General features: G+C 65.0%; 13 protein-coding genes, 3 rRNA genes and 2 pseudogenes. 10 read left to right on the plus strand and 8 right to left on the minus strand.

Going from position 1 to position 19,684, the window contains the following annotated elements:
• Positions 1 to 25 precede the first annotated feature (25 nt).
• Entirely contained in the window at positions 26 to 460 is a 435-nt protein-coding gene (locus tag OED52_RS07415; RefSeq protein ID WP_264154012.1) for a DUF2550 domain-containing protein, read from the plus strand.
• 9 nt (positions 461 to 469) lie between these two features.
• Here OED52_RS07415 and OED52_RS07420 read toward each other — a convergent pair whose 3' ends face one another.
• Positions 470 to 1,042 carry a cob(I)yrinic acid a,c-diamide adenosyltransferase gene (locus OED52_RS07420; protein WP_264154013.1) on the minus strand — a complete coding sequence of 191 codons (573 nt, stop codon included), beginning with the start codon at positions 1,040 to 1,042 and terminating at the stop codon, positions 470 to 472.
• 57 nt (positions 1,043 to 1,099) lie between these two features.
• Here OED52_RS07420 and murA point away from each other — a divergent pair, with 57 nt between their 5' ends.
• The 4 genes from murA (at position 1,100) to rrf (ending at position 8,107) form a co-directional block, all read left to right on the plus strand.
• Complete coding sequence (gene murA / locus OED52_RS07425) at positions 1,100 to 2,380, plus strand: UDP-N-acetylglucosamine 1-carboxyvinyltransferase (protein ID WP_264154014.1); 1,281 nt, start codon at positions 1,100 to 1,102, stop codon at positions 2,378 to 2,380.
• A 554-nt stretch (positions 2,381 to 2,934) separates the two neighbouring features.
• Positions 2,935 to 4,455, plus strand: a 16S ribosomal RNA gene (locus OED52_RS07430).
• A gap of 297 nt (positions 4,456 to 4,752) precedes the next feature.
• Positions 4,753 to 7,884, plus strand: a 23S ribosomal RNA gene (locus tag OED52_RS07435).
• Between the two features lie 106 nt (positions 7,885 to 7,990).
• Positions 7,991 to 8,107 (plus strand): 5S ribosomal RNA (rrf, locus tag OED52_RS07440).
• The 16S, 23S and 5S rRNA genes sit together here, the layout of an rRNA operon.
• An 84-nt stretch (positions 8,108 to 8,191) precedes the next feature.
• On the opposite strand, the pseudogene OED52_RS07445 reads toward rrf, so the two are convergent.
• The 4 genes and pseudogenes from OED52_RS07445 to OED52_RS07460 all read right to left on the minus strand — a co-directional run.
• Positions 8,192 to 8,665: pseudogene (locus OED52_RS07445) on the minus strand (ISL3 family transposase); the annotation flags it as partial.
• A 28-nt stretch (positions 8,666 to 8,693) separates the two neighbouring features.
• A protein-coding gene (locus tag OED52_RS07450; protein WP_264154015.1) for an IS3 family transposase occupies positions 8,694 to 9,829 on the minus strand; the annotation gives its coding sequence in 2 pieces (ribosomal slippage) (positions 8,694 to 9,565 and positions 9,565 to 9,829; 1,137 coding nt in all).
• A 71-nt stretch (positions 9,830 to 9,900) separates the two neighbouring features.
• A pseudogene (locus OED52_RS07455) lies at positions 9,901 to 10,811 on the minus strand (ISL3 family transposase); the annotation flags it as partial.
• 240 nt (positions 10,812 to 11,051) lie between these two features.
• Entirely contained in the window at positions 11,052 to 12,599 is a 1,548-nt protein-coding gene (locus tag OED52_RS07460; RefSeq protein WP_264154016.1) for an adenylate/guanylate cyclase domain-containing protein, read from the minus strand.
• 42 nt (positions 12,600 to 12,641) lie between these two features.
• Here OED52_RS07460 and nucS point away from each other — a divergent pair, with 42 nt between their 5' ends.
• Complete coding sequence (gene nucS / locus OED52_RS07465; RefSeq protein WP_264154017.1) at positions 12,642 to 13,316, plus strand: endonuclease NucS; 675 nt, start codon at positions 12,642 to 12,644, stop codon at positions 13,314 to 13,316.
• Between the two features lie 2 nt (positions 13,317 to 13,318).
• A complete protein-coding gene (locus tag OED52_RS07470) occupies positions 13,319 to 13,642 on the plus strand; it encodes an ATP/GTP-binding protein (protein ID WP_264154018.1) in 324 nt (107 codons plus the stop codon).
• A gap of 1 nt (position 13,643) precedes the next feature.
• Here OED52_RS07470 and OED52_RS07475 read toward each other — a convergent pair whose 3' ends face one another.
• Positions 13,644 to 14,774, minus strand: a complete 1,131-nt coding sequence (locus OED52_RS07475) for a coiled-coil domain-containing protein (RefSeq protein ID WP_264154019.1) — start codon at positions 14,772 to 14,774, stop codon at positions 13,644 to 13,646.
• A 111-nt stretch (positions 14,775 to 14,885) separates the two neighbouring features.
• The gene (gene mce, locus OED52_RS07480; RefSeq protein WP_264154020.1) at positions 14,886 to 15,371 is read right to left on the minus strand and encodes a methylmalonyl-CoA epimerase; all 486 of its coding nucleotides are present in this window, start codon (positions 15,369 to 15,371) and stop codon (positions 14,886 to 14,888) included.
• 103 nt (positions 15,372 to 15,474) lie between these two features.
• Between mce and OED52_RS07485 the strand changes: the two genes are divergently transcribed.
• From OED52_RS07485 to trxA, 3 genes are all read left to right on the plus strand, one after another.
• Positions 15,475 to 16,665: an acetyl-CoA C-acetyltransferase gene (locus OED52_RS07485; RefSeq protein ID WP_264154021.1), complete on the plus strand. Its 1,191-nt coding sequence runs from the start codon at positions 15,475 to 15,477 to the stop codon at positions 16,663 to 16,665.
• Between the two features lie 147 nt (positions 16,666 to 16,812).
• The gene (locus OED52_RS07490) at positions 16,813 to 17,172 is read left to right on the plus strand and encodes a DUF3817 domain-containing protein (protein WP_264154022.1); all 360 of its coding nucleotides are present in this window, start codon (positions 16,813 to 16,815) and stop codon (positions 17,170 to 17,172) included.
• Between the two features lie 119 nt (positions 17,173 to 17,291).
• Complete coding sequence (gene trxA, locus OED52_RS07495) at positions 17,292 to 18,179, plus strand: thioredoxin (protein WP_264154613.1); 888 nt, start codon at positions 17,292 to 17,294, stop codon at positions 18,177 to 18,179.
• Positions 18,180 to 18,234: 55 nt separating this feature from the next.
• Here trxA and OED52_RS07500 read toward each other — a convergent pair whose 3' ends face one another.
• The gene (locus OED52_RS07500) at positions 18,235 to 19,683 is read right to left on the minus strand and encodes a neutral zinc metallopeptidase (protein WP_264154023.1); all 1,449 of its coding nucleotides are present in this window, start codon (positions 19,681 to 19,683) and stop codon (positions 18,235 to 18,237) included.
• Position 19,684 lies beyond the last annotated feature (1 nt).

The following is a 19,684-nucleotide window of genomic DNA, read 5'->3' on the forward strand; positions in this document are numbered from 1 at the left end:
GAAGCCGCGACGGAGCCGACGAGCAGTGTCACCTGGATTCCTGATTCTGAACATCCTCGTGATACTGCTCGCGGTTGCCGTCGCGGCTTTGTTGTATCGCGTCTTCACCCTGCGCGGCGGGGGTACCGCCGCGATCCTGCGAGTGATGCCACAGAACGACGGTGCCGGCTGGCGGCACGGGATCGTTCGATACGGCGACAACACGCTCGCGTTCTACAAGCTGTCGAGCCTTCGGCCCGGACCCGACGTGCGACTGTCCCGCCAGGGCATCGACGTGCGTTCGCGGCGCAAGCCGGAAGGCAGTGAATTCGACATCATGACCGAGGACATCGTGATCCTCGATGTCGTCGACCGCGACGACTCCTACGAGATCGCGTTCGACAGCGGCGCTTTGATGGCCTTCCTGTCCTGGGTCGAGTCCAGGCCGTCCGGCCGATCGCAGCGCCGCCGCCCCATCTAGAGGGCTATCTCACGCGCCCGCTCCGGGCTTCCACAACACGTCACCCTCCGGATTGGTGATCCGGCTGAGGATGAACAGCAGGTCCGAGAGCCGGTTCAGGTACTTGGCCGGCAACACGTTCGTGTCGTCCGGATACGCGGCCACCGCCGCCCATGCCGACCGCTCCGCCCGCCGGGCGACCGTGCGGGCCGTGTGCAGCAGCGCCGCCGCCGGGGTTCCGCCCGGGAGGATGAACGACTTCAGAGGTTCGAGTTCCTCGTTGAACTCGTCGCACCAGCCCTCGAGCCGGTCGATGTACTGCTGCGTGATCCGCAACGGGGGATACTTCGGGTTCTCGACCACCGGGGTGGACAGGTCGGCCCCGGCGTCGAAGAGATCGTTCTGGATCTGCCGCAGGACCGGGACGATCCGTTCCGGGATCGACCCCAGCGCGAGAGCGACACCGATCGCCGCGTTGGTCTCGTCGCAGTCGGCGTAGGCGATCAGGCGAGGGTCGTTCTTCGACACCCGGGAGAAGTCGCTGAGCCCGGTGGTTCCGTCGTCTCCGGTGCGCGTGTAGATCCGTGTGAGGTGGACTGCCATGGCCGTCACGGTACCGGCTCTGCTGTTCCCACGGTCACGCCGTTACGCTGTGACGTTGTGAGTGAACGCTTTCTTGTCACAGGTGGGAACCGGCTTGCCGGCGACGTCGTCGTCGGCGGTGCCAAGAACAGCGTGCTCAAGCTGATGGCGGCCGCATTGCTGGCCGAGGGGACCACGACGATCTCCAACTGCCCCGACATCCTCGACGTGCCGCTCATGGCGGACGTCCTGCGTGGTCTCGGCTGCGAGGTTGAGCTCGAGGGCGACGTCGTCCGCATCACCACGCCCGCACGCCCCGATCACCGCGCCGATTTCGCCGCGGTCCGGCAGTTCCGGGCGTCGGTGTGTGTGCTCGGACCTCTCGTTGCGCGATGCCGCAAGGCCGTGGTCGCCCTGCCCGGGGGAGACGCGATCGGCTCGCGACCCCTCGACATGCACCAGGCCGGCCTCCGGTTGCTCGGTGCGCAGTCGTCGATCGAGCACGGATGCGTCGTCGCCGAGGCCGACGATCTGCACGGCGCCCCCATCCGGCTGGCGTTCCCGTCGGTGGGTGCCACCGAGAACATCCTCATGGCGGCGGTCCTCGCGAAGGGGGACACCACCATCGACAACGCCGCCCGCGAACCCGAGATCGTCGATCTGTGCAACATGCTCGTACGCATGGGCGCCAAGATCTCCGGCGCGGGGTCCACGACCCTGCGCATCTCCGGCGTTCCGGAACTCCACCCGACCGAGCATCGGTGCATCGGCGACCGTATCGTCGCCGCGACGTGGGGTATCGCCGCGGTCATGACACGAGGGGAGATGTCGGTGCGCGGGGTGAACCCGAAGCATCTGACCCTCGTCCTCGACAAGCTGCGCAGCGCCGGTGCCGAGGTGACGCCGCTGCCCGACGGATTCCACGTGGAGCAGAAGGACCGGCCCCGGGCCGTCAACTTCGCGACGCTGCCGTATCCGGGTTTCCCGACCGACCTGCAGCCGATGGCGATCGGTCTCGCGGCTATCGCCGACGGCACGTCGATGATCACCGAGAACGTCTTCGAGGCGCGGTTCCGCTTCGTGGAGGAGATGGTGCGGCTCGGCGCGGATGCCCGGACCGACGGTCACCACGCAGTCATCCGTGGTGTGGAGCAGTTGTCGAGTGCACCCGTGTGGGCATCCGACATCCGCGCCGGTGCCGGCCTCGTGCTCGCCGGCCTCTGCGCCGACGGGGTCACGGAAGTGCACGACGTCTACCACATCGATCGCGGTTACCCGCGGTTCGTCGAGATCCTCCAGGAGCTCGGGGGACGGATCGAACGCGTGGAGGTCGACGAGGACCGGCTCCTGCCACGCTGACGGTCCTGTCGGCAGCCGATTCCAGTATGTGTCGGGGCTCACGAAAGGTGGGTTTGCTGCGGATGCCAAGTCCGACCACCTCCGACCTGCGGATATGTCCCGGCACAACCGCGTTGACCTGCCGATTTGTCGAGTCGTTGATCCTCGCGTAACTTATTCCAGGTCAGAGCGACACGGACACCGACCCGCTGAGACAGCGGGACAACGAGGTTGGACGAAGGCGCCTGCAAGTGTTTACGAGTCACCGATTCTTCTGGTAAGGTCGGTGGCCGCCCCGGAAAGCGTGAAGCTTCCGGATGAACAGTCACCCCGGAGTGAACGGGCCGAAAGGTTCGGGATCGATGGTGTGTGCGTGTTCTTTGAGAACTCAACAGTGTGCCGATGAATGTCAGTGCCAAATTTTTTTGGTGCAGCCAATCCGTTTGGATGGTTGTTGCTGGACATCGCATTCTTCCGTCTGTGATGGTCCAGTGTTGAAGCTAGTTTGAGTTTTTACGCTAGTGATTTGGCTCTACGCTTATGGCTGATTACCCCTTCGGGGGGATCGAGAGTCTTTAACGGAGAGTTTGATCCTGGCTCAGGACGAACGCTGGCGGCGTGCTTAACACATGCAAGTCGAACGATGAAGCCCAGCTTGCTGGGTGGATTAGTGGCGAACGGGTGAGTAACACGTGGGTGATCTGCCCTGCACTCTGGGATAAGCCTGGGAAACTGGGTCTAATACCGGATACGACCTTCTGCTGCATGGCAGGGGGTGGAAAGTTTTTTCGGTGCAGGATGAGCCCGCGGCCTATCAGCTTGTTGGTGGGGTAATGGCCTACCAAGGCGACGACGGGTAGCCGGTCGAGAGGGCGACCGGCCACACTGGGACTGAGACACGGCCCAGACTCCTACGGGAGGCAGCAGTGGGGAATATTGCACAATGGGCGAAAGCCTGATGCAGCGACGCCGCGTGAGGGATGACGGCCTTCGGGTTGTAAACCTCTTTCAGCAGGGACGAAGCGCAAGTGACGGTACCTGCAGAAGAAGCACCGGCCAACTACGTGCCAGCAGCCGCGGTAATACGTAGGGTGCGAGCGTTGTCCGGAATTACTGGGCGTAAAGAGCTCGTAGGCGGTTTGTCGCGTCGTCTGTGAAAACCCGCAGCTCAACTGCGGGCTTGCAGGCGATACGGGCAGACTTGAGTACTGCAGGGGAGACTGGAATTCCTGGTGTAGCGGTGAAATGCGCAGATATCAGGAGGAACACCGGTGGCGAAGGCGGGTCTCTGGGCAGTAACTGACGCTGAGGAGCGAAAGCGTGGGTAGCGAACAGGATTAGATACCCTGGTAGTCCACGCCGTAAACGGTGGGCGCTAGGTGTGGGTTTCCTTCCACGGGATCCGTGCCGTAGCTAACGCATTAAGCGCCCCGCCTGGGGAGTACGGCCGCAAGGCTAAAACTCAAAGGAATTGACGGGGACCGCACAAGCGGCGGAGCATGTGGATTAATTCGATGCAACGCGAAGAACCTTACCTGGGTTTGACATATACCGGATCGCCTCAGAGATGGGGTTTCCCTTGTGGTCGGTATACAGGTGGTGCATGGCTGTCGTCAGCTCGTGTCGTGAGATGTTGGGTTAAGTCCCGCAACGAGCGCAACCCTTGTCCTGTGTTGCCAGCACGTAATGGTGGGGACTCGCAGGAGACTGCCGGGGTCAACTCGGAGGAAGGTGGGGACGACGTCAAGTCATCATGCCCCTTATGTCCAGGGCTTCACACATGCTACAATGGTCGGTACAGAGGGCTGCGATACCGTGAGGTGGAGCGAATCCCTTAAAGCCGGTCTCAGTTCGGATCGGGGTCTGCAACTCGACCCCGTGAAGTCGGAGTCGCTAGTAATCGCAGATCAGCAACGCTGCGGTGAATACGTTCCCGGTTCTTGTACACACCGCCCGTCACGTCATGAAAGTCGGTAACACCCGAAGCCGGTGGCCTAACCCCTTGTGGGAGGGAGCCGTCGAAGGTGGGATCGGCGATTGGGACGAAGTCGTAACAAGGTAGCCGTACCGGAAGGTGCGGCTGGATCACCTCCTTTCTAAGGAGCACTTCTCCCGGTGAGGGTCCACACAGGTGGATTCGTCCCGGGCAGAGACTGTTTCGTTCCCGTAGGTGGAACGGCAGGAGCTCATGGGTGGAACGCTGACAACCATCACCGTGTATGCATCATCCAATAGTGGTGGTGTGCGGTGGTTATATCGGTGCACTGTTGGGTCCTGAGGGAACACGCGAGTGTTTTTTCAGCGACGATGTCGGAGAAAGGTCCATTTCGGTGGAGTGAGTATTCGGTGTTGTGTGTTGTTTGAGAACTGCACAGTGGACGCGAGCATCTTTGTTGTAAGTGTTTATGAGCGTACGGTGGATGCCTTGGCACCAGGAGCCGATGAAGGACGTGGGAGGCTGCGATATGCCTCGGGGAGCTGTCAACCGAGCTGTGATCCGAGGATTTCCGAATGGGGAAACCCAGCACGAGTGATGTCGTGTTACCCGCACCTGAATATATAGGGTGTGTGGAGGGAACGTGGGGAAGTGAAACATCTCAGTACCCACAGGAAGAGAAAACAACAGTGATTCCGTGAGTAGTGGCGAGCGAAAGCGGATGAGGCTAAACCGGGCACATGTGATACCTGGCAGGGGTTGTGTGTTCGGGGTTGTGGGGTTCGATATGTCGACGCTGCCGAGTCGTCGACAGTCAGAAATCGTTGTGTTAGTCGAAGTGGTCTGGAACGGCCTGTCGTAGAGGGTGAGAGCCCCGTAGACGAAAACATGGCGACTGTCGAATCGGATACCCGAGTAGCACCGGGCCCGTGAAATCCGGTGTGAATCTGTCGGGACCACCCGATAAGCCTGAATACTCCCTGGTGACCGATAGCGGACTAGTACCGTGAGGGAAAGGTGAAAAGTACCCCGGGAGGGGAGTGAAATAGTACCTGAAACCGTGCGCTTACAATCCGTCAGAGCTGGTGCATGATTTGGTTCATGGCTGGTGATGGCGTGCCTTTTGAAGAATGAGCCTGCGAGTTAGTGGCATGTCGCGAGGTTAACCCGTGTGGGGTAGTCGTAGCGAAAGCGAGTCCGAACAGGGCGGTTGAGTGGCATGTTCTAGACCCGAAGCGGAGTGATCTACCCATGGCCAGGGTGAAGCGATGGTAAGACGTCGTGGAGGCCCGAACCCACTTAGGTTGAAAACTGAGGGGATGAGTTGTGGGTAGGGGTGAAAGGCCAATCAAACTCCGTGATAGCTGGTTCTCCCCGAAATGCATTTAGGTGCAGCGTCACGTGTTTCTCACCGGAGGTAGAGCTACTGGATGGTCTAGGGGGCCCACAAGCTTACCGAAATCAGCCAAACTCCGAATGCCGGTGAGTGAGAGCGTGGCAGTGAGACTGCGGGGGATAAGCTTCGTAGTCGAGAGGGAAACAGCCCAGATCGCCGGCTAAGGCCCCTAAGCGTGTACTAAGTGGAAAAGGATGTGGGATCGCTGAGACAACCAGGAGGTTGGCTTAGAAGCAGCCACCCTTGAAAGAGTGCGTAATAGCTCACTGGTCAAGTGGTTCTGCGCCGACAATGTAGCGGGGCTCAAGTACACCGCCGAAGCCGCGGCATTCACACAACACCTCGGAGGGATTACGGTTTCTCCGGCAGTGGTGTGGATGGGTAGGGGAGCGTCGTGCAGCCGTGGAAGCAGCGGGGTGACCCAGTTGTGGAGGCTGCGCGAGTGAGAATGCAGGCATGAGTAGCGAAAGACGAGTGAGAAACTCGTCCGCCGGATGACCAAGGGTTCCTGGGCCAGGTTAATCCGCCCAGGGTGAGTCGGGACCTAAGGCGAGGTCGACAGGCGTAGTCGATGGACAACGGGTTGATATTCCCGTACCCGTGTATCCGCGCCCAATGGCGAGGCAGTTGTGCTAACCGTCCAAAAGTTCTCTTTGTCCCTTCGGGGGCTCTGGGGATGGCTGCACGGGACCCTGGCTGTAGTAGTCAAGCGATGGGGTGACGCAGGAAGGTAGCTGGGCCAGGTGGTGGAATACCTGGTGTAAGCCGGTAGGGCGAATGGTAGGCAAATCCGCCATTCATGGAGCCTGAGAGGTGATGCGTACCCGTTGAGGGGAATTCAGTGATCCTATGCTGCCGAGAAAAGCCTCTAGTGAGTTGGTACACGACCGTACCCCAAACCGACACAGGTGGTCAGGTAGAGAATACCGAGGCGATCGAGAGAACTGTGGTTAAGGAACTCGGCAAAATGCCCCCGTAACTTCGGGAGAAGGGGGACCAGCCCTGGTGATGAGTCTTGCACTCTGAGCTGGGGGTGGTCGCAGAGACCAGAGAGAAGCGACTGTTTACTAAAAACACAGGTCCGTGCGAAGTCGTAAGACGATGTATACGGACTGACGCCTGCCCGGTGCTGGAAGGTTAAGAGGACCGGTTAGCGGGGTTTACTCCGCGAAGCTGAGAATTTAAGCCCCAGTAAACGGCGGTGGTAACTATAACCATCCTAAGGTAGCGAAATTCCTTGTCGGGTAAGTTCCGACCTGCACGAATGGCGTAACGACTTCTCTGCTGTCTCGACCACAGACTCGGCGAAATTGCATTACGAGTAAAGATGCTCGTTACGCGCGGCAGGACGAAAAGACCCCGGGACCTTCACTATAGCTTGGTATTGGTGTTCGGTTCGGTTTGTGTAGGATAGGTGGGAGACTGTGAAGCGGTGACGCCAGTTGTCGTGGAGTCGTTGTTGAAATACCACTCTGATCGTATTGGACATCTAACCTCGGACCATGATCTGGTTCAGGGACAGTGCCTGGTGGGTAGTTTAACTGGGGCGGTTGCCTCCCAAAATGTAACGGAGGCGCCCAAAGGTTCCCTCAGCCTGGTTGGCAATCAGGTGTCGAGTGCAAGTGCACAAGGGAGCTTGACTGTGAGACTGACAGGTCGAGCAGGGACGAAAGTCGGGACTAGTGATCCGGCACCGGCATGTGGAAGCGGTGTCGCTCAACGGATAAAAGGTACCCCGGGGATAACAGGCTGATCTTCCCCAAGAGTCCATATCGACGGGATGGTTTGGCACCTCGATGTCGGCTCGTCGCATCCTGGGGCTGGAGTAGGTCCCAAGGGTTGGGCTGTTCGCCCATTAAAGCGGCACGCGAGCTGGGTTTAGAACGTCGTGAGACAGTTCGGTCTCTATCCGCCGCGCGCGTTAGAAACTTGAGGAAGGCTGTCCCTAGTACGAGAGGACCGGGACGGACGAACCTCTGGTGTGCCAGTTGTCCCGCCAGGGGCATGGCTGGTTGGCTACGTTCGGAAGGGATAACCGCTGAAAGCATCTAAGCGGGAAGCCTGTTCCAAGATGAGGTTTCTCACCCCCTCGAGGGGTAAGGTTCCCGGCAGACCACCGGGTTGATAGGCCGGAACTGGAAGCGCAGTAATGTGTGGAGGTGACCGGTACTAATAGGCCGAGGACTTACCATGAAGGTGTTACGCGTCCACTGTGCGGTATCTGAAACAGCACACACATCAGATGTCGGGCCCGGCGGTGTTCGGGTGGTCGATTCTGGTGCGTGAAGTTTCATAGAGTTACGGCGGCCATAGCGACAGGGAAACGCCCGGTCCCATTCCGAACCCGGAAGCTAAGCCTGTCTGCGCCGATGGTACTGCACTCGACAGGGTGTGGGAGAGTAGGACACCGCCGAACACCCGTTACCGGAGACCCCCGACATCAGTCGGGGGTCTCCGTGTTTTCCGGGGTGGTGCGGGCCGGATAACGGGCTCTTCGCAGTTAGCAGTGGTACTGGTGCCGGCTGGGTGCGACCCGACGTGACCGTCGAGTGCAGGCCCAGCGTACCCGGCGGCGTTGGTTCTCCGGGGTACGGAATCCGAACGCGATGCGGCCGACGTGCTTGACGATCCGGTTGTAGCCTTCACTGCGCGCATTCGACAGGCCGGTGGTGATCGCCAGGATCATCGGTTCCTGCCACGCCGAGATGGTCGTCGCCAGCTTGCCGATCTCCGGGACCCGGCATGCCGCGCAGAACGTGTAGAACCGGTACAGTCTGTCCCGGATTTCATGGCGAAGGCCACCACGGTCGGTGCAGCGCAACACATCGCGCAGTAGTTCTTTGACGATCCATGCGGCGGCGATGTCCCCGTGCGGGTCGGCGGAGGTCAGCTTCTCGAACAGGGCCGATCGTTGTTCGTTGGTCAGGCGTTCGGAGGCCCTCAACAACCGTCGTCGATTGATCCATTCGACATTGACTGGGCCCCATTCTGAAGTCCACCGGCTATGCGAGCTGTAGTTGTTGTCTACCCTCGGTCTCCAACCAGTGTGCCCGGAACGCCTCGGGTGAACGGAACCCGAGCGATCCGTGCGGCCGATAACTGTTGTACTCGATCCGCCAATCGTCAGCAAGGACCTGCACCTCGGTCAAGGAATGGAACACCTCGCAGGCGAGGAACTCGTCCCGAAAACGCCCGTTGAACGACTCACAGATCCCGTTCTGCCACGGCGAACCCGGATCGATGAACGAGGCATCCACACCGGTGAACCGGCACCAGTCCCGCATCGCGTACGCGGTCATCTCCGTACCGTTGTCCATCCGGATATGCGCCGGTACGCGGCCGGTCTCGGCGATGATCCGCTCGAGCACCCCGATCAACTGATCCGAGGTGCAGGACCGAAACGCCTGCGTCGCAAGGGCCTCTCGGGTGAACTCATCGACGACATTGAGGAACCGCACCTGACGGCCGTCGACCGTGGCATCGACCTGGAAGTCCAACGCCCACATCTGGTCCGGGTACGTGGCCCGCAACCGTTGATTGCGACCCTCGCCGATCCGGCGCTTCTTGCGGACTTTGACCGGACGCCTCAAGCCTTCCTCACGCCACAATCGCTGTGTGCGTTTATGATTGACGGCCATGCCTTCTGCCCGACAGAGGGCGTGGGCTTTGCGCCAGCCCCATCGGGGATGACGGCGAGAGATCTCCCGTAATCGCTCCCGCAGGGTTCGCTCGGTCTCGGCGATGGTCGGCCGGCGGCGCTGCACCGAGCGGGATTGTCCAGCAACCTTGCAGGCACGCCGTTCGGAAACCCCGAACCGCTCCCGCAGTACCTCCACGGCCCTGCGGCGGCGGTCCGGACTCACCAGTTTCCCCGGTTCAACTCCTTGAGCATGTCGATGTCGAGAGCCTGGTCGGCGACCATCTTCTTCAGCCGCGCATTCTCCTTCTCGAGTTCCTTGAGTCGTTTGACGTCGTCGGATTTCATGCCGCCGTACTGGGACTGCCAGCGATGCCAGGTCGCCTCGGAGACTTCGAGGTGCTTGCAGACATCTTCGATCGAGAACTTCTCGCCTAGAAGTTTCTCGCCTTCGCGGAGCTTGCGGATGATCTGCTCCGGAGTATGCCGTCGTCGTGCCATGTCGTGTACTCGCCCTCCTGCACTCATTTTGGTGCATTCGAACTCGCACAACCACTGGACCTGCTCAGTGGGATCCAGTCAACATCGCTCTTGCGGCCGCGCCGACCCCGCTCGGCCTGGGTGACCCTGCGCCGGACGGTATCGACCATCTCGTTGGCCTTCTTGACCAGGTGGAACCGGTCCACCACCAGTTGTGCGTGCGGCAGTGCCTCGCGCACCGCCTTTGCGTACACCGTCGACATGTCGATCGCGACATGGGTGATCTGTGCCTTCCACGTCTCGTCGCGGGCGTCGAACCAGTCGATCACCACGGCGGAGGTGCGTCCGTTGACCTGCGCCAGCAACCCTTGATCGCCGGTCAGGTCGACCAGTCCGGTGTCCCACCGGTCCACCCATCTCCGTTCCCCGGTCTCGGGGCAAGTTTCCCATTTCGCCTTCCCGCGTCGGGTCTCATCGATCCCGAGGACGACCACCGGTTCGGGTTCGTCGCCAAGGGCGGCGTCGGCGACCACGACGAGGTGGCCGTGGACGGTGTGCCAGGCGCACCCGTAGTCGCCCGCGACCGCGGCGACCGACCGGTCCCCGTCGAGGACCGCCTCGACCAGCAGCGCCTTCGCTCGTGGCGTGACCCGTGCCCGGGACGGCACCCCCGGCGTCGACTCGGTGAACACCTTACGGTCACAGGAGGTATTGGTGCACAACCATTTCCGTTTCCGCCACACCAGCAGTGGACGGTCGGGTCCGACCTGCACGTCCCGCGGTCTGGTGGTGACCCAGCCCTTCGAACGCGTGGACTTCTGCCCGCACTGCGGGCACACCCCGACCCACTGTGGGGCCGTCGCGATCTGCACGATCCGGCTGCCCTCGACCGTGCGCTGCACCGATTCGACGATGACGCCGTCGAGATCGAGCAGCAATGAACTACCGTGGTGCATGCCCGCGTTCCTTGCTGTCCTGGATGCCTGAAGAACACCCAGCTCACAAGGGCGCGGGCCCTTTTTCAATCACCGACACGGCAACGGCGTCGATCGACACCCGCCCCTACCAAGTGCGAAGAGCCGGATAACGTACGCCGGCCCACCGCATTCGAGATCGTCACGGTGTCACCGCCACGGGCAGGATCCCGGCGGAGAGAGCGGCAGGGCATCGCAGAAGACGACCCTCCGCGACGAGGAACTCCTCGCCGGTCGACGCGCCGGAGACGGCCCTGCCTGCGAGGGGATCAGGAAGAGTGAGGAAGAGCCAGTCGCGTCGCTTCCGTCCGGCCCCGCAGCACGACCTCGTCACCGAACTCCCAGCGGGCCCGTTCCTCCTCGGAAGCGAGCTGCACCGCGGTCGAGGACGCGACGACGTCTCCCGGCACGGTCTTCGCGAGGTCCGACAGACGTGCCGCCTCGTTGACCGGGTCGCCGATCACCGTGTATTCGAACCGCTCCTGGGCACCGATGTTCCCGGCCACCGCACGTCCCGCGGTGACACCGATGCCGGCCCGGCACTCCGGGACCTCCTCCGCGAGACGCTGCGCCATACGCCGGGCTGCCCGCAGCGCACAGCCCGGCGCGTCGTCCAGTGCCACAGGGGCACCGAAGATGGCGAGCGCGGCGTCTCCCTCGAACTTGTTCACGAACCCGCCGGCATCGTGCACCTCGTCGACGACGACCGCGAAGAACCGGTTGAGCATCGCGACGACCTCGGTGGGTGGCCTGGTGGCCGCCAGCGTCGTGGAGCCGACGATGTCGACGAAGACGACCGCGACGTCGCGTTCCTGACCTCCCAGGGTTCCGGGATCTGCCAGCGCCGCGGCCGCGACCTCCCGGCCGACGTGCTTGCCGAAGACGTCACGCAGCCGTTCGCGTTCGCGCAGTCCCTCGGCCATCCGGTTGAACCCTGTCTGGAGCTGGCCGAGTTCGGTGCCGTCGTACACGATCACGGCGGTGTCGAGGTCACCGGATTCGATGCGCTGCATCCCGGCCCGCACCGACTCGATGGGAGCCAGGCTCGAGCGGATCGTCAGGAACATCAACAGCGAGCCCGTCACCAGTGCCAGGCCGCCGATCGCGAGGATCGTGATCGCCAGGCGTGTGGGGGTGACGGGCCGGACGAAGCTGAACACCGCGATGAGGAGCAGTCCGATCACGGGGATCGCGCTGCCGAGCGCCCACGCGAGCATCACCCTGCCGGTGGTGCCCGCCAGCCGCGGTCGGCGCGGCATCCCCGCCTCGAGAGCCCGCGCAGCGATCGGCCGCAGCGCGAATTCGGTGAACATGTACGCGAATCCGCAGACCGTCACCCCGGCGAGCGTGATCGTCAGGGACACCTTCGGGATCGTCTGCGGATCGATGATCCCGAAACTCGTGGTGAACAACACGAGCCCGATGAACCACAGGGCACCCTGCTGAAGTGTGGTGCGCCAGGGCATCCGCAGTGCGATCCTCTGTTCCTTCGGGGTGGGCGGACGGTCCTCGAGTGCCCATCGCAACCGTTGCAGGGCCTTGCGGGTCCCCACGACGGATCCCACCACGATGGCGGTGACGACGTAGACCGGCGCGAGAATCGCGGTGACCACGAGGAACTCGGACCTCAGCACCGACGGTCCGGGGATGACGACGTTGATGAGCGCTGCGACGATCAGCGCACCGACGAGGTGGGTGCCGATCAGAGAGAAGGTCAGCAGCGTCTGGATACGGATGCGTTGCCGCCGGAGGGGCTCGGCCGGCTCTCCCAGGATCGCCGAACCGAGCGGGGCGGTGCGGTAACTGCGTGCGGGCATGGTCGTTCGAGACTAGACGAGCCGATCCTCTAGGGTGACTGTGTGCGTCTCGTGATTGCCCGTTGCCGTGTGGACTACATCGGACGCCTGACGGCACATCTGCCGACGGCTCGTCGTCTGCTGCTCGTCAAGGCGGACGGTTCGGTGAGTATCCACGCGGACGACCGTGCCTACAAACCCCTGAACTGGATGAGCCCTCCCTGCTGGATGGAGGAGGAGTCCGTCGAGGACGCCGAAGCACTGTGGGTGGTCACCAACAAGGCCGGTGAACAGCTGCGCATCACGCTCGAGGAGATCGACCACGACTCCACCCACGAGCTGGGCGTCGACCCGGGTCTGATCAAGGACGGTGTCGAGGCGCACCTGCAGGAACTGCTCGCCGAGCACGTCGAGACCCTCGGGGAGGGGTACACCCTCATCCGGCGCGAGTACCCGACGGCGATCGGCCCGGTCGACCTGCTGTGCCGCGACGCGGACGGCGGAACCGTCGCCGTCGAGGTCAAGCGGCGCGGTGAGATCGACGGTGTCGAGCAGCTCACCCGCTATCTCGAACTGCTCAACCGGGATCCGCTGCTGGCTCCGGTGAGCGGGGTGTTCGCCGCGCAGCAGATCAAGCCGCAGGCGCGCACCCTCGCCACCGATCGCGGTATCCGCTGCCTCGTGCTGGACTACGAGGCCCTGCGCGGTATCGAGAGCACCGAGTTCAGATTGTTCTGATCGTGCCGCGTCGTAACCGATCCCGCACCGGACGCGCCAAGGGGGCGCGCGAGCAGGAGCCGCGCACCTTCTGGGGCGCGACCGTGCGTACCGAGAACGGACCCGCGGGCGCCGAGGACGAACGGTTCACGGTGCGGACCGTGCCGGGTTCCCGCGCGACGAAGCCGTACCGGTGCCCGGGCTGCGACCACGAGATCGCACCCGGCACACCTCATGTCGTGGCGTGGCCGACGGACGTGCTCGGCGGGGCCGAGGACCGTCGGCACTGGCACAACGGGTGCTGGTCGAGCCGCGGGACCCGCCGCCCGACCCGACGATGGTCCTGACCTAGCTGCGGACCTTGTTGGCGACGGCGGGGGAGCGGCCCTGCACGGTGTTGCCGGTCGCGAGGGGCCGGGTCGCGGTCGAGCCGGACGTCTGCCCGTTCGTGGCCGACGAATCCTCCGCCGACTCGGAATCGCCGTCGACCTGCGGCATGACGGCGGTGTCGGCCGTGCTCGCGTCGTCGTCGGCCGACGCATCGTCTGCCGGCTTCTCGTCGCTCTTCGCGTCCTTGGTGGTGCCGAGCACTGTCGTGCGCGGCTCGTCGAGGGAGATCTCGCGGTCGAGCAGTTCACCCTCGCGGGTGATCGCCGCGAGCATCGTCGGCACGTCGTCGAGCTGTTCGCGGACCGCGTCGAGCTGACCGAGGATGCGGCCGCGCAGGACACGCAGTTCCTCGGTGAGATCGCGGGCGTTGGCGACCTTGCGCTCGGACTGTTCGGTAGCGCGGGCCAGCCGTCGCTCGGCCTCGCGGGTGGCCTCCTCGACGCGGCGGTCGGCCTCGGCCTTGCTGGTGCGCTCGAGCTCGTCGAGGGCACCGAGGAGCTTGGTGCGACGCTCGGCCATCGTGATCTCGAAGTCCTGCTGGACCTGCTCGCGCTTGGCCTGGGCCTCGGCGGCGAGCCGGTCGGCCTCGGCGCGGGCCGCGGCGATGATCCGCTCGGCCTCGGCGCGGGCGGCGGTCATGGTCCGCTCGTGCTCCTCGGCGAAGGCGACGCGGGTCTCCTCGAGCTCGGCGATCTTCTTCTCGTAGTCGCCCCGCAGGCGGATGCCCTCCTGCTCGGCGAGGGAGATCATTTCGGCAGCCTCGGCCTCGGCGCGGGCACGCAACTCGGAGGCCTCGTCGGAGGCGAGACGCAGCATCCGGGAGATGCGATCGCTCATCCCCTCGGCGGTGGTGGGCGGTACCGACAGGCGGTCGACGTCCTTGCGGAGATCGTCGATCTCGTTGCGGGCGTTCTCGAGCTGCCGGGCCAGATCCCGGGCCTGCGCGGCGGCCGCGTCGCGATCGGTGGCGGTCACGCGGAGTTCCGCCTCGAACCGCGCGATGTAATTGGTCACCTCGTCGCGGTCGAATCCCTTCCGCACGATGGAGAACGGCAGGTGGCTGGGTGCGCGATCACGATCGAAGACCATGAAGACAATCTACCCGGTCCGCGTTGGCGCGACCGGGTCGCGTGCCCGCCCGACGAGCGGGCGGGCACGCAGAACGGTGGGCCGGCTCGGTGAGCCGAAATCGCCTTCCGCTCAGTGAGCCGAATCGGCCGCCGGCTCGACCAACTCGACGAGAACGCCGCCGGCGTCCTTCGGGTGCAGGAAGTTGATGCGGGAGTCGGCGGTGCCGCGACGCGGGGCGTCGTACAGCAGGCGCACGCCGCGCTCGCGCAGCGCCGTGGAGACGGCGTCGATGTCGGAGACGCGGTAGGCGAGCTGCTGCAGGCCCGGGCCGCTGCGCTCGATGAACTTCGCGATCGTCGACTGCTCGTTGAGCGGGGCGAGCAGCTGGATCATCGTGGCACCGGCGGGGCTGCCCGGCACGGCGAGCATCGCCTCGCGCACGCCCTGCTCCTCGTTGACTTCCTCGTGCGTGGACACGAGGCCGAGGTTCTCGGCGTACCAGGTGAGAGCGGTATCGAGATCGGGCACCGCGATGCCGACGTGGTCGATGGCGGTGACGAGCCCCGAGGAGAGGACTTCCGCCGCCGCAGAGGATGTGGGTGAGGTCTCGGTCATGCCCTAGACGGTAGCGGTACCGTTGAGGGTACTCCTAGCGGGATTCGGCAAGATTCCCGAGTAGGTCGATCCCCCAGTACCCCGATTTCCCGGAGGAAGTTCCGTGAGCAGTTCTGTCATCGTCGCCGGAGCCCGTACGCCCATGGGGCGCCTGCAGGGTTCGCTCAAGGATTTCTCCGGATCCGATCTCGGCGGCATCGCGATCAAAGGCGCCCTCGAACGCGCCGGGGTCGCCCCTGAGCAGGTCGACTACGTGATCATGGGGCAGGTGCTCACCGCCGGCGCCGGCCAGATCCCGGCCCGCCAGGCCGCCGTGGCCGCGGGGATCCCGATGGACGTGCCGGCCCTGACCATCAACAAGGTGTGCCTGTCGGGCATCAACGCCATCGCCATGGCCGACCAGCTGATCCGCGCCGGCGAGTTCGACATCGTCGTCGCCGGTGGCCAGGAATCGATGAGCCAGGCGCCGCACCTGCTCGCCAAGTCCCGGGCCGGCTTCAAGTACGGCGATGTGACCCTGCACGATCACATGGCCTTCGACGGTCTGCACGACATCTTCACCGACCAGGCGATGGGCAATCTGACCGAGTCCGCGAACGCGGGCGAGAAGTTCGTCTCGCGCGAAGAGCAGGACGCCTTCGCCGCGGCCTCGCATCAGAAGGCCGCCGCGGCGTGGAAGAACGGCCTGTTCGACAACGAGGTCGTGCCGGTGTCGATCCCGCAGCGCAAGGGCGATCCGATCGTCTTCGCCGCCGACGAGGGTGTGCGCCCGGACACCACCGTCGAGTCCCTCGGCGCACTGCGCCCGGCGTTCTCCAAGGACGGCACCGTCACCGCCGGTTCGGCCTCGCAGATCTCCGACGGCGCCGCCGCGGTGGTGGTGATGAGCAAGGCCAAGGCCGAGGAGCTGGGTCTGTCGTGGATCGCCGAGATCGGCCGCCACGGTGTCGTCGCCGGCCCGGACTCGACGCTGCAGTCGCAGCCGGCGCGGGCCATCGCCAAGGCCTGCGAGCGGGAGGGCCTCGACCCGAAGGATCTGGATCTGGTGGAGATCAACGAGGCGTTCGCCGCGGTCGGTATCGTCTCGGCCCGCGAGCTGGGCATCGACCCGGCCAAGGTCAACGTCAACGGTGGCGCGATCGCGATGGGGCACCCCCTCGGCATGTCGGGTGCGCGCATCGTGCTGCACCTGGCCCTCGAGTTGCAGCGCCGCGGTGGCGGTGTCGGTGCGGCCGCGCTGTGCGGTGGCGGTGGTCAGGGCGACGCACTGATCGTCCGCGTGCCCAAGGCCTGAGCTCCGGGGCGGTAGCCCCGCGGGCGTGATCGCTGCGGTGGCTTCCCCGATCCCGAGAGCACATCACGGCCCGGCGTGTATGCGCCGGGGCCGTGATGTCTCTCACTGCACTACGGGTTGTCGTAGAACCTTCTGCACAATGGGGGCATGACGAGCATCCTCGACCTGTCCACACCCGCCAAGCGTTTCCGGCTCGTTGCCGTATGGGAGGCCGTGACCTGGCTCGCCCTCCTGATCGCCATGTTCTTCAAGTGGGTGCTCGGCCACGAGGAAGCGATCGCGATCCCCGGAATGGTGCACGGCGTCGCCGGCTTCATCCCCTTCGTCGTCATCTCCCTGATCACCGCGTTCCAGCTGAAGTGGAACCTGTGGACCACCTTCCTCGCCCTCGTGTCGAGCGTCCCGCCCTTCGGCACCCTCGTCTTCGAGTGGTGGGCCGTCCGCACCGGCCGCTTGGCGGAACTGTCCGCCGCCCACACCCGTGAGGCCGCCACCGTCGCCGTCTGACCGGTGCCGCCGCGCCGGGGGTTCGAGTGGTCGACACCGCCCGGCGGGGTCGTGCCAAACTGGAGAACGTGACTCGACCCGGTTCCCGTCCAGCACCTTCCGCCGCAGTCGCCGCGGCGATGTCCGGCGCGGTTGATCTCTCGCCGCTCAAGGAGAGGGCCACGGCGCCGCCTCCGCCGCAGGCCGGCACCGACGGTGCCGCACCCGGCGCCCTCGCGCCGATCGTGGACGTCACCGAGGCCACCTTCGAAGCCGAGGTGCTGCAGCGTTCGATGCAGGTTCCCGTCATCGTCGACCTGTGGGCCACCTGGTGCGGTCCGTGCAAGCAGCTCTCGCCAGTGCTCGAGAAGCTCGCGAACGAGGCCGGTGGCGCGTGGGTCCTCGCCAAGGTCGACGTCGATCAGAATCCGCGCATCGCCCAGGCCTTCGGTGTCCAGTCGGTGCCCACGGTCGTCGCGATCGCCGCGGGTCAGCCGCTCGCCGACTTCCAGGGCGTCCAGCCCGAGCCTGCCTTGCGGCAGTGGCTCGATGCCATCCAGAACGCGGTGGCCGGCAAGCTGTCGGGCCCGCCCGGCGCCGAGCCGCAGGAAAAGCCCGCCGATCCGCGTTTCGAGGCCGCCGAGCAGGCCCTCGAGAACGACGACTTCGAAGGCGCTGAGGCCGCCTACCAGCTGATCCTCAACTCCGAGCCGAACAACACCGAGGCGCAGGCGGCCCTGCGTCAGGTGCGTTTCCTCGCCCGCGCGAGCAAGGCCCCGCAGGACGCGGTCGCCCGCGCCGACGCCGCCCCGGCCGACCTCGAGGCGCAGCTCGTGGCCGCGGACGCGGAACTGCTCGCCCAGAACCCCGAGGCCGCTTTCGGCCGGCTCATCGAGTTCGTCCGGCGCAGCGCCGGGGACGAGCGCACCGCCGCCCGCACCCGCCTGCTCGAGCTGTTCGAGCTGTTCGACGCGGCCGACCCGGTGGTGGTCGCGTCCCGTCGCAAGCTCGCGATGGCGCTCTACTGAGCCCTGTCGGACTCGTCGGCCGTCTGTCCCCGGACAGGCGGCCGACGGCGTCGCATCAGCGGTAGCGACCGCTGCAGGCGGCCTCCCCGCCCAGGACTCCGGTGCGGAACGCGTCGACCCGGGAGAACCCGCTCGGCACGGTGTTGCCGTTGACGTCGCTGGCCGCCAGGCCGTCGGTGAGCAGACCGGACACCGCCTCGTCGAGGTCGCCGGGGGACAGCCACACCCGGACCTTCTCCGGATCGACGGTCGACGACGCCGAACCGGTCGGGCTCAGCGCCGCGCTGATCGCCCCGGACAGGCACGCCGCGCGCAGGGCGGTACGCGGCTCGGTCAGGGTCTGACCGGCCTCCTTCTGGACCGCGAGGGTGTACCGGGAGGCGACGAGCACGTAGGCGCTGTAGTCGCCGCGCACCCCGGCGTCGAACTCGTCGATGCCGGTGGAGGCGGCGGTGCCGCGCTCGGCGAGTTCCGCGACGTCCACGCCGACCGTGTTGGTCGCCGGACAGTACGAGACGGGGGAGGTGGCCCGGGCATCCGGGCAGTCCGAGTCGGTGCCCGACAGATCGAGGACCGGCGGCGCGTCCAGGTCGAAGACCTGGTGGAACGACTCGAAGATCGCCTCGATCGACTCCTCGGTGACCGGCAGTTCGCCGTCGTCGCCCTCGATGTACTGCGGCAGGTCGGCGCGGCGCGACTCGATCTCGGCCGCATCGATCTGCGCGCACGCCGCGACACCGTCGGTGAAGCCGATCTGCATCGCGGTGACCCGCTCGAACGCCGAACCGTGGACGGAATCCGGATCGGTGGGATCGCTGTCGCGGAACAGCACCATGGACGCGAGGACGTTGTTGAGCCCGTCCGAGGTGTCGAGCTGGAAGTGCTCGGCCCCGCCCTCGGCGACGTGCCGCATGAACGCCCCGGCGAAGCAGTCGGCCTGCTGCTCGAAGACGATGCCGGGATCGTCGTCGGCGACGAGCCCCGCGTTGTACTGGACGGCGTGCCCGTACTCGTGGGCGAGCACCATCACCGCGGACATCGGCCCGAAGTCGTCGATCAGCTGCGGCATGAGGAAGGCGCGGTCCCAGCCGATCTCGTCGCGTCCGCTGCAGTAGGCGGCGTTGATGAAGTCGTAGGTCGGCTCCCCGCAGAAACGCGGTCCGCGCCGCTCCGAGGGATCCCACGACACGATCGTCTGTACGGGCCGGAAGGTGCCGCGGGCGATCGACCCGAACTCCTCGCGCCAGAAGGCCTCGATGTCGGCGACGGCGTTCCCGGCGAGGGTGTCGACCGGGCCGCCGTCGGTGTTCTCGATGACCACCTCGGCGTCGGGGACGCCGCTGCGCGGTCCGGACGGACCCGATGTGACGGGGAGCCCGGCCACCGCGAACGGATTGTCGTAGATGGACACCGCCGTGCCCGCGATGCTCTGCGCGCATCCTGCCAACAGGACCGAGGCCAGTGCGGGCACCACCAGTCGCCCGAACCGGTGCGTCCGTCCCATG

This window comes from Rhodococcus sp. Z13 (assembly GCF_025837095.1).
In the GTDB taxonomy this organism is placed as follows: domain Bacteria; phylum Actinomycetota; class Actinomycetes; order Mycobacteriales; family Mycobacteriaceae; genus Rhodococcus; species Rhodococcus sacchari.

Coding starts and splice junctions, on each gene's coding strand:
- OED52_RS07490 (WP_264154022.1), top strand. CDS start 16,813: ATGACGAGCATCCTCGACCTGTCCACACCCGCCAAGCGTTTCCGGCTC.
- OED52_RS07475 (WP_264154019.1), bottom strand. CDS start 14,774: ATGGTCTTCGATCGTGATCGCGCACCCAGCCACCTGCCGTTCTCCATC.
- mce (WP_264154020.1), bottom strand. CDS start 15,371: ATGACCGAGACCTCACCCACATCCTCTGCGGCGGCGGAAGTCCTCTCC.
- OED52_RS07460 (WP_264154016.1), bottom strand. CDS start 12,599: ATGCCCGCACGCAGTTACCGCACCGCCCCGCTCGGTTCGGCGATCCTG.
- OED52_RS07500 (WP_264154023.1), bottom strand. CDS start 19,683: ATGGGACGGACGCACCGGTTCGGGCGACTGGTGGTGCCCGCACTGGCC.
- trxA (WP_264154613.1), top strand. CDS start 17,292: ATGTCCGGCGCGGTTGATCTCTCGCCGCTCAAGGAGAGGGCCACGGCG.
- OED52_RS07420 (WP_264154013.1), bottom strand. CDS start 1,042: ATGGCAGTCCACCTCACACGGATCTACACGCGCACCGGAGACGACGGA.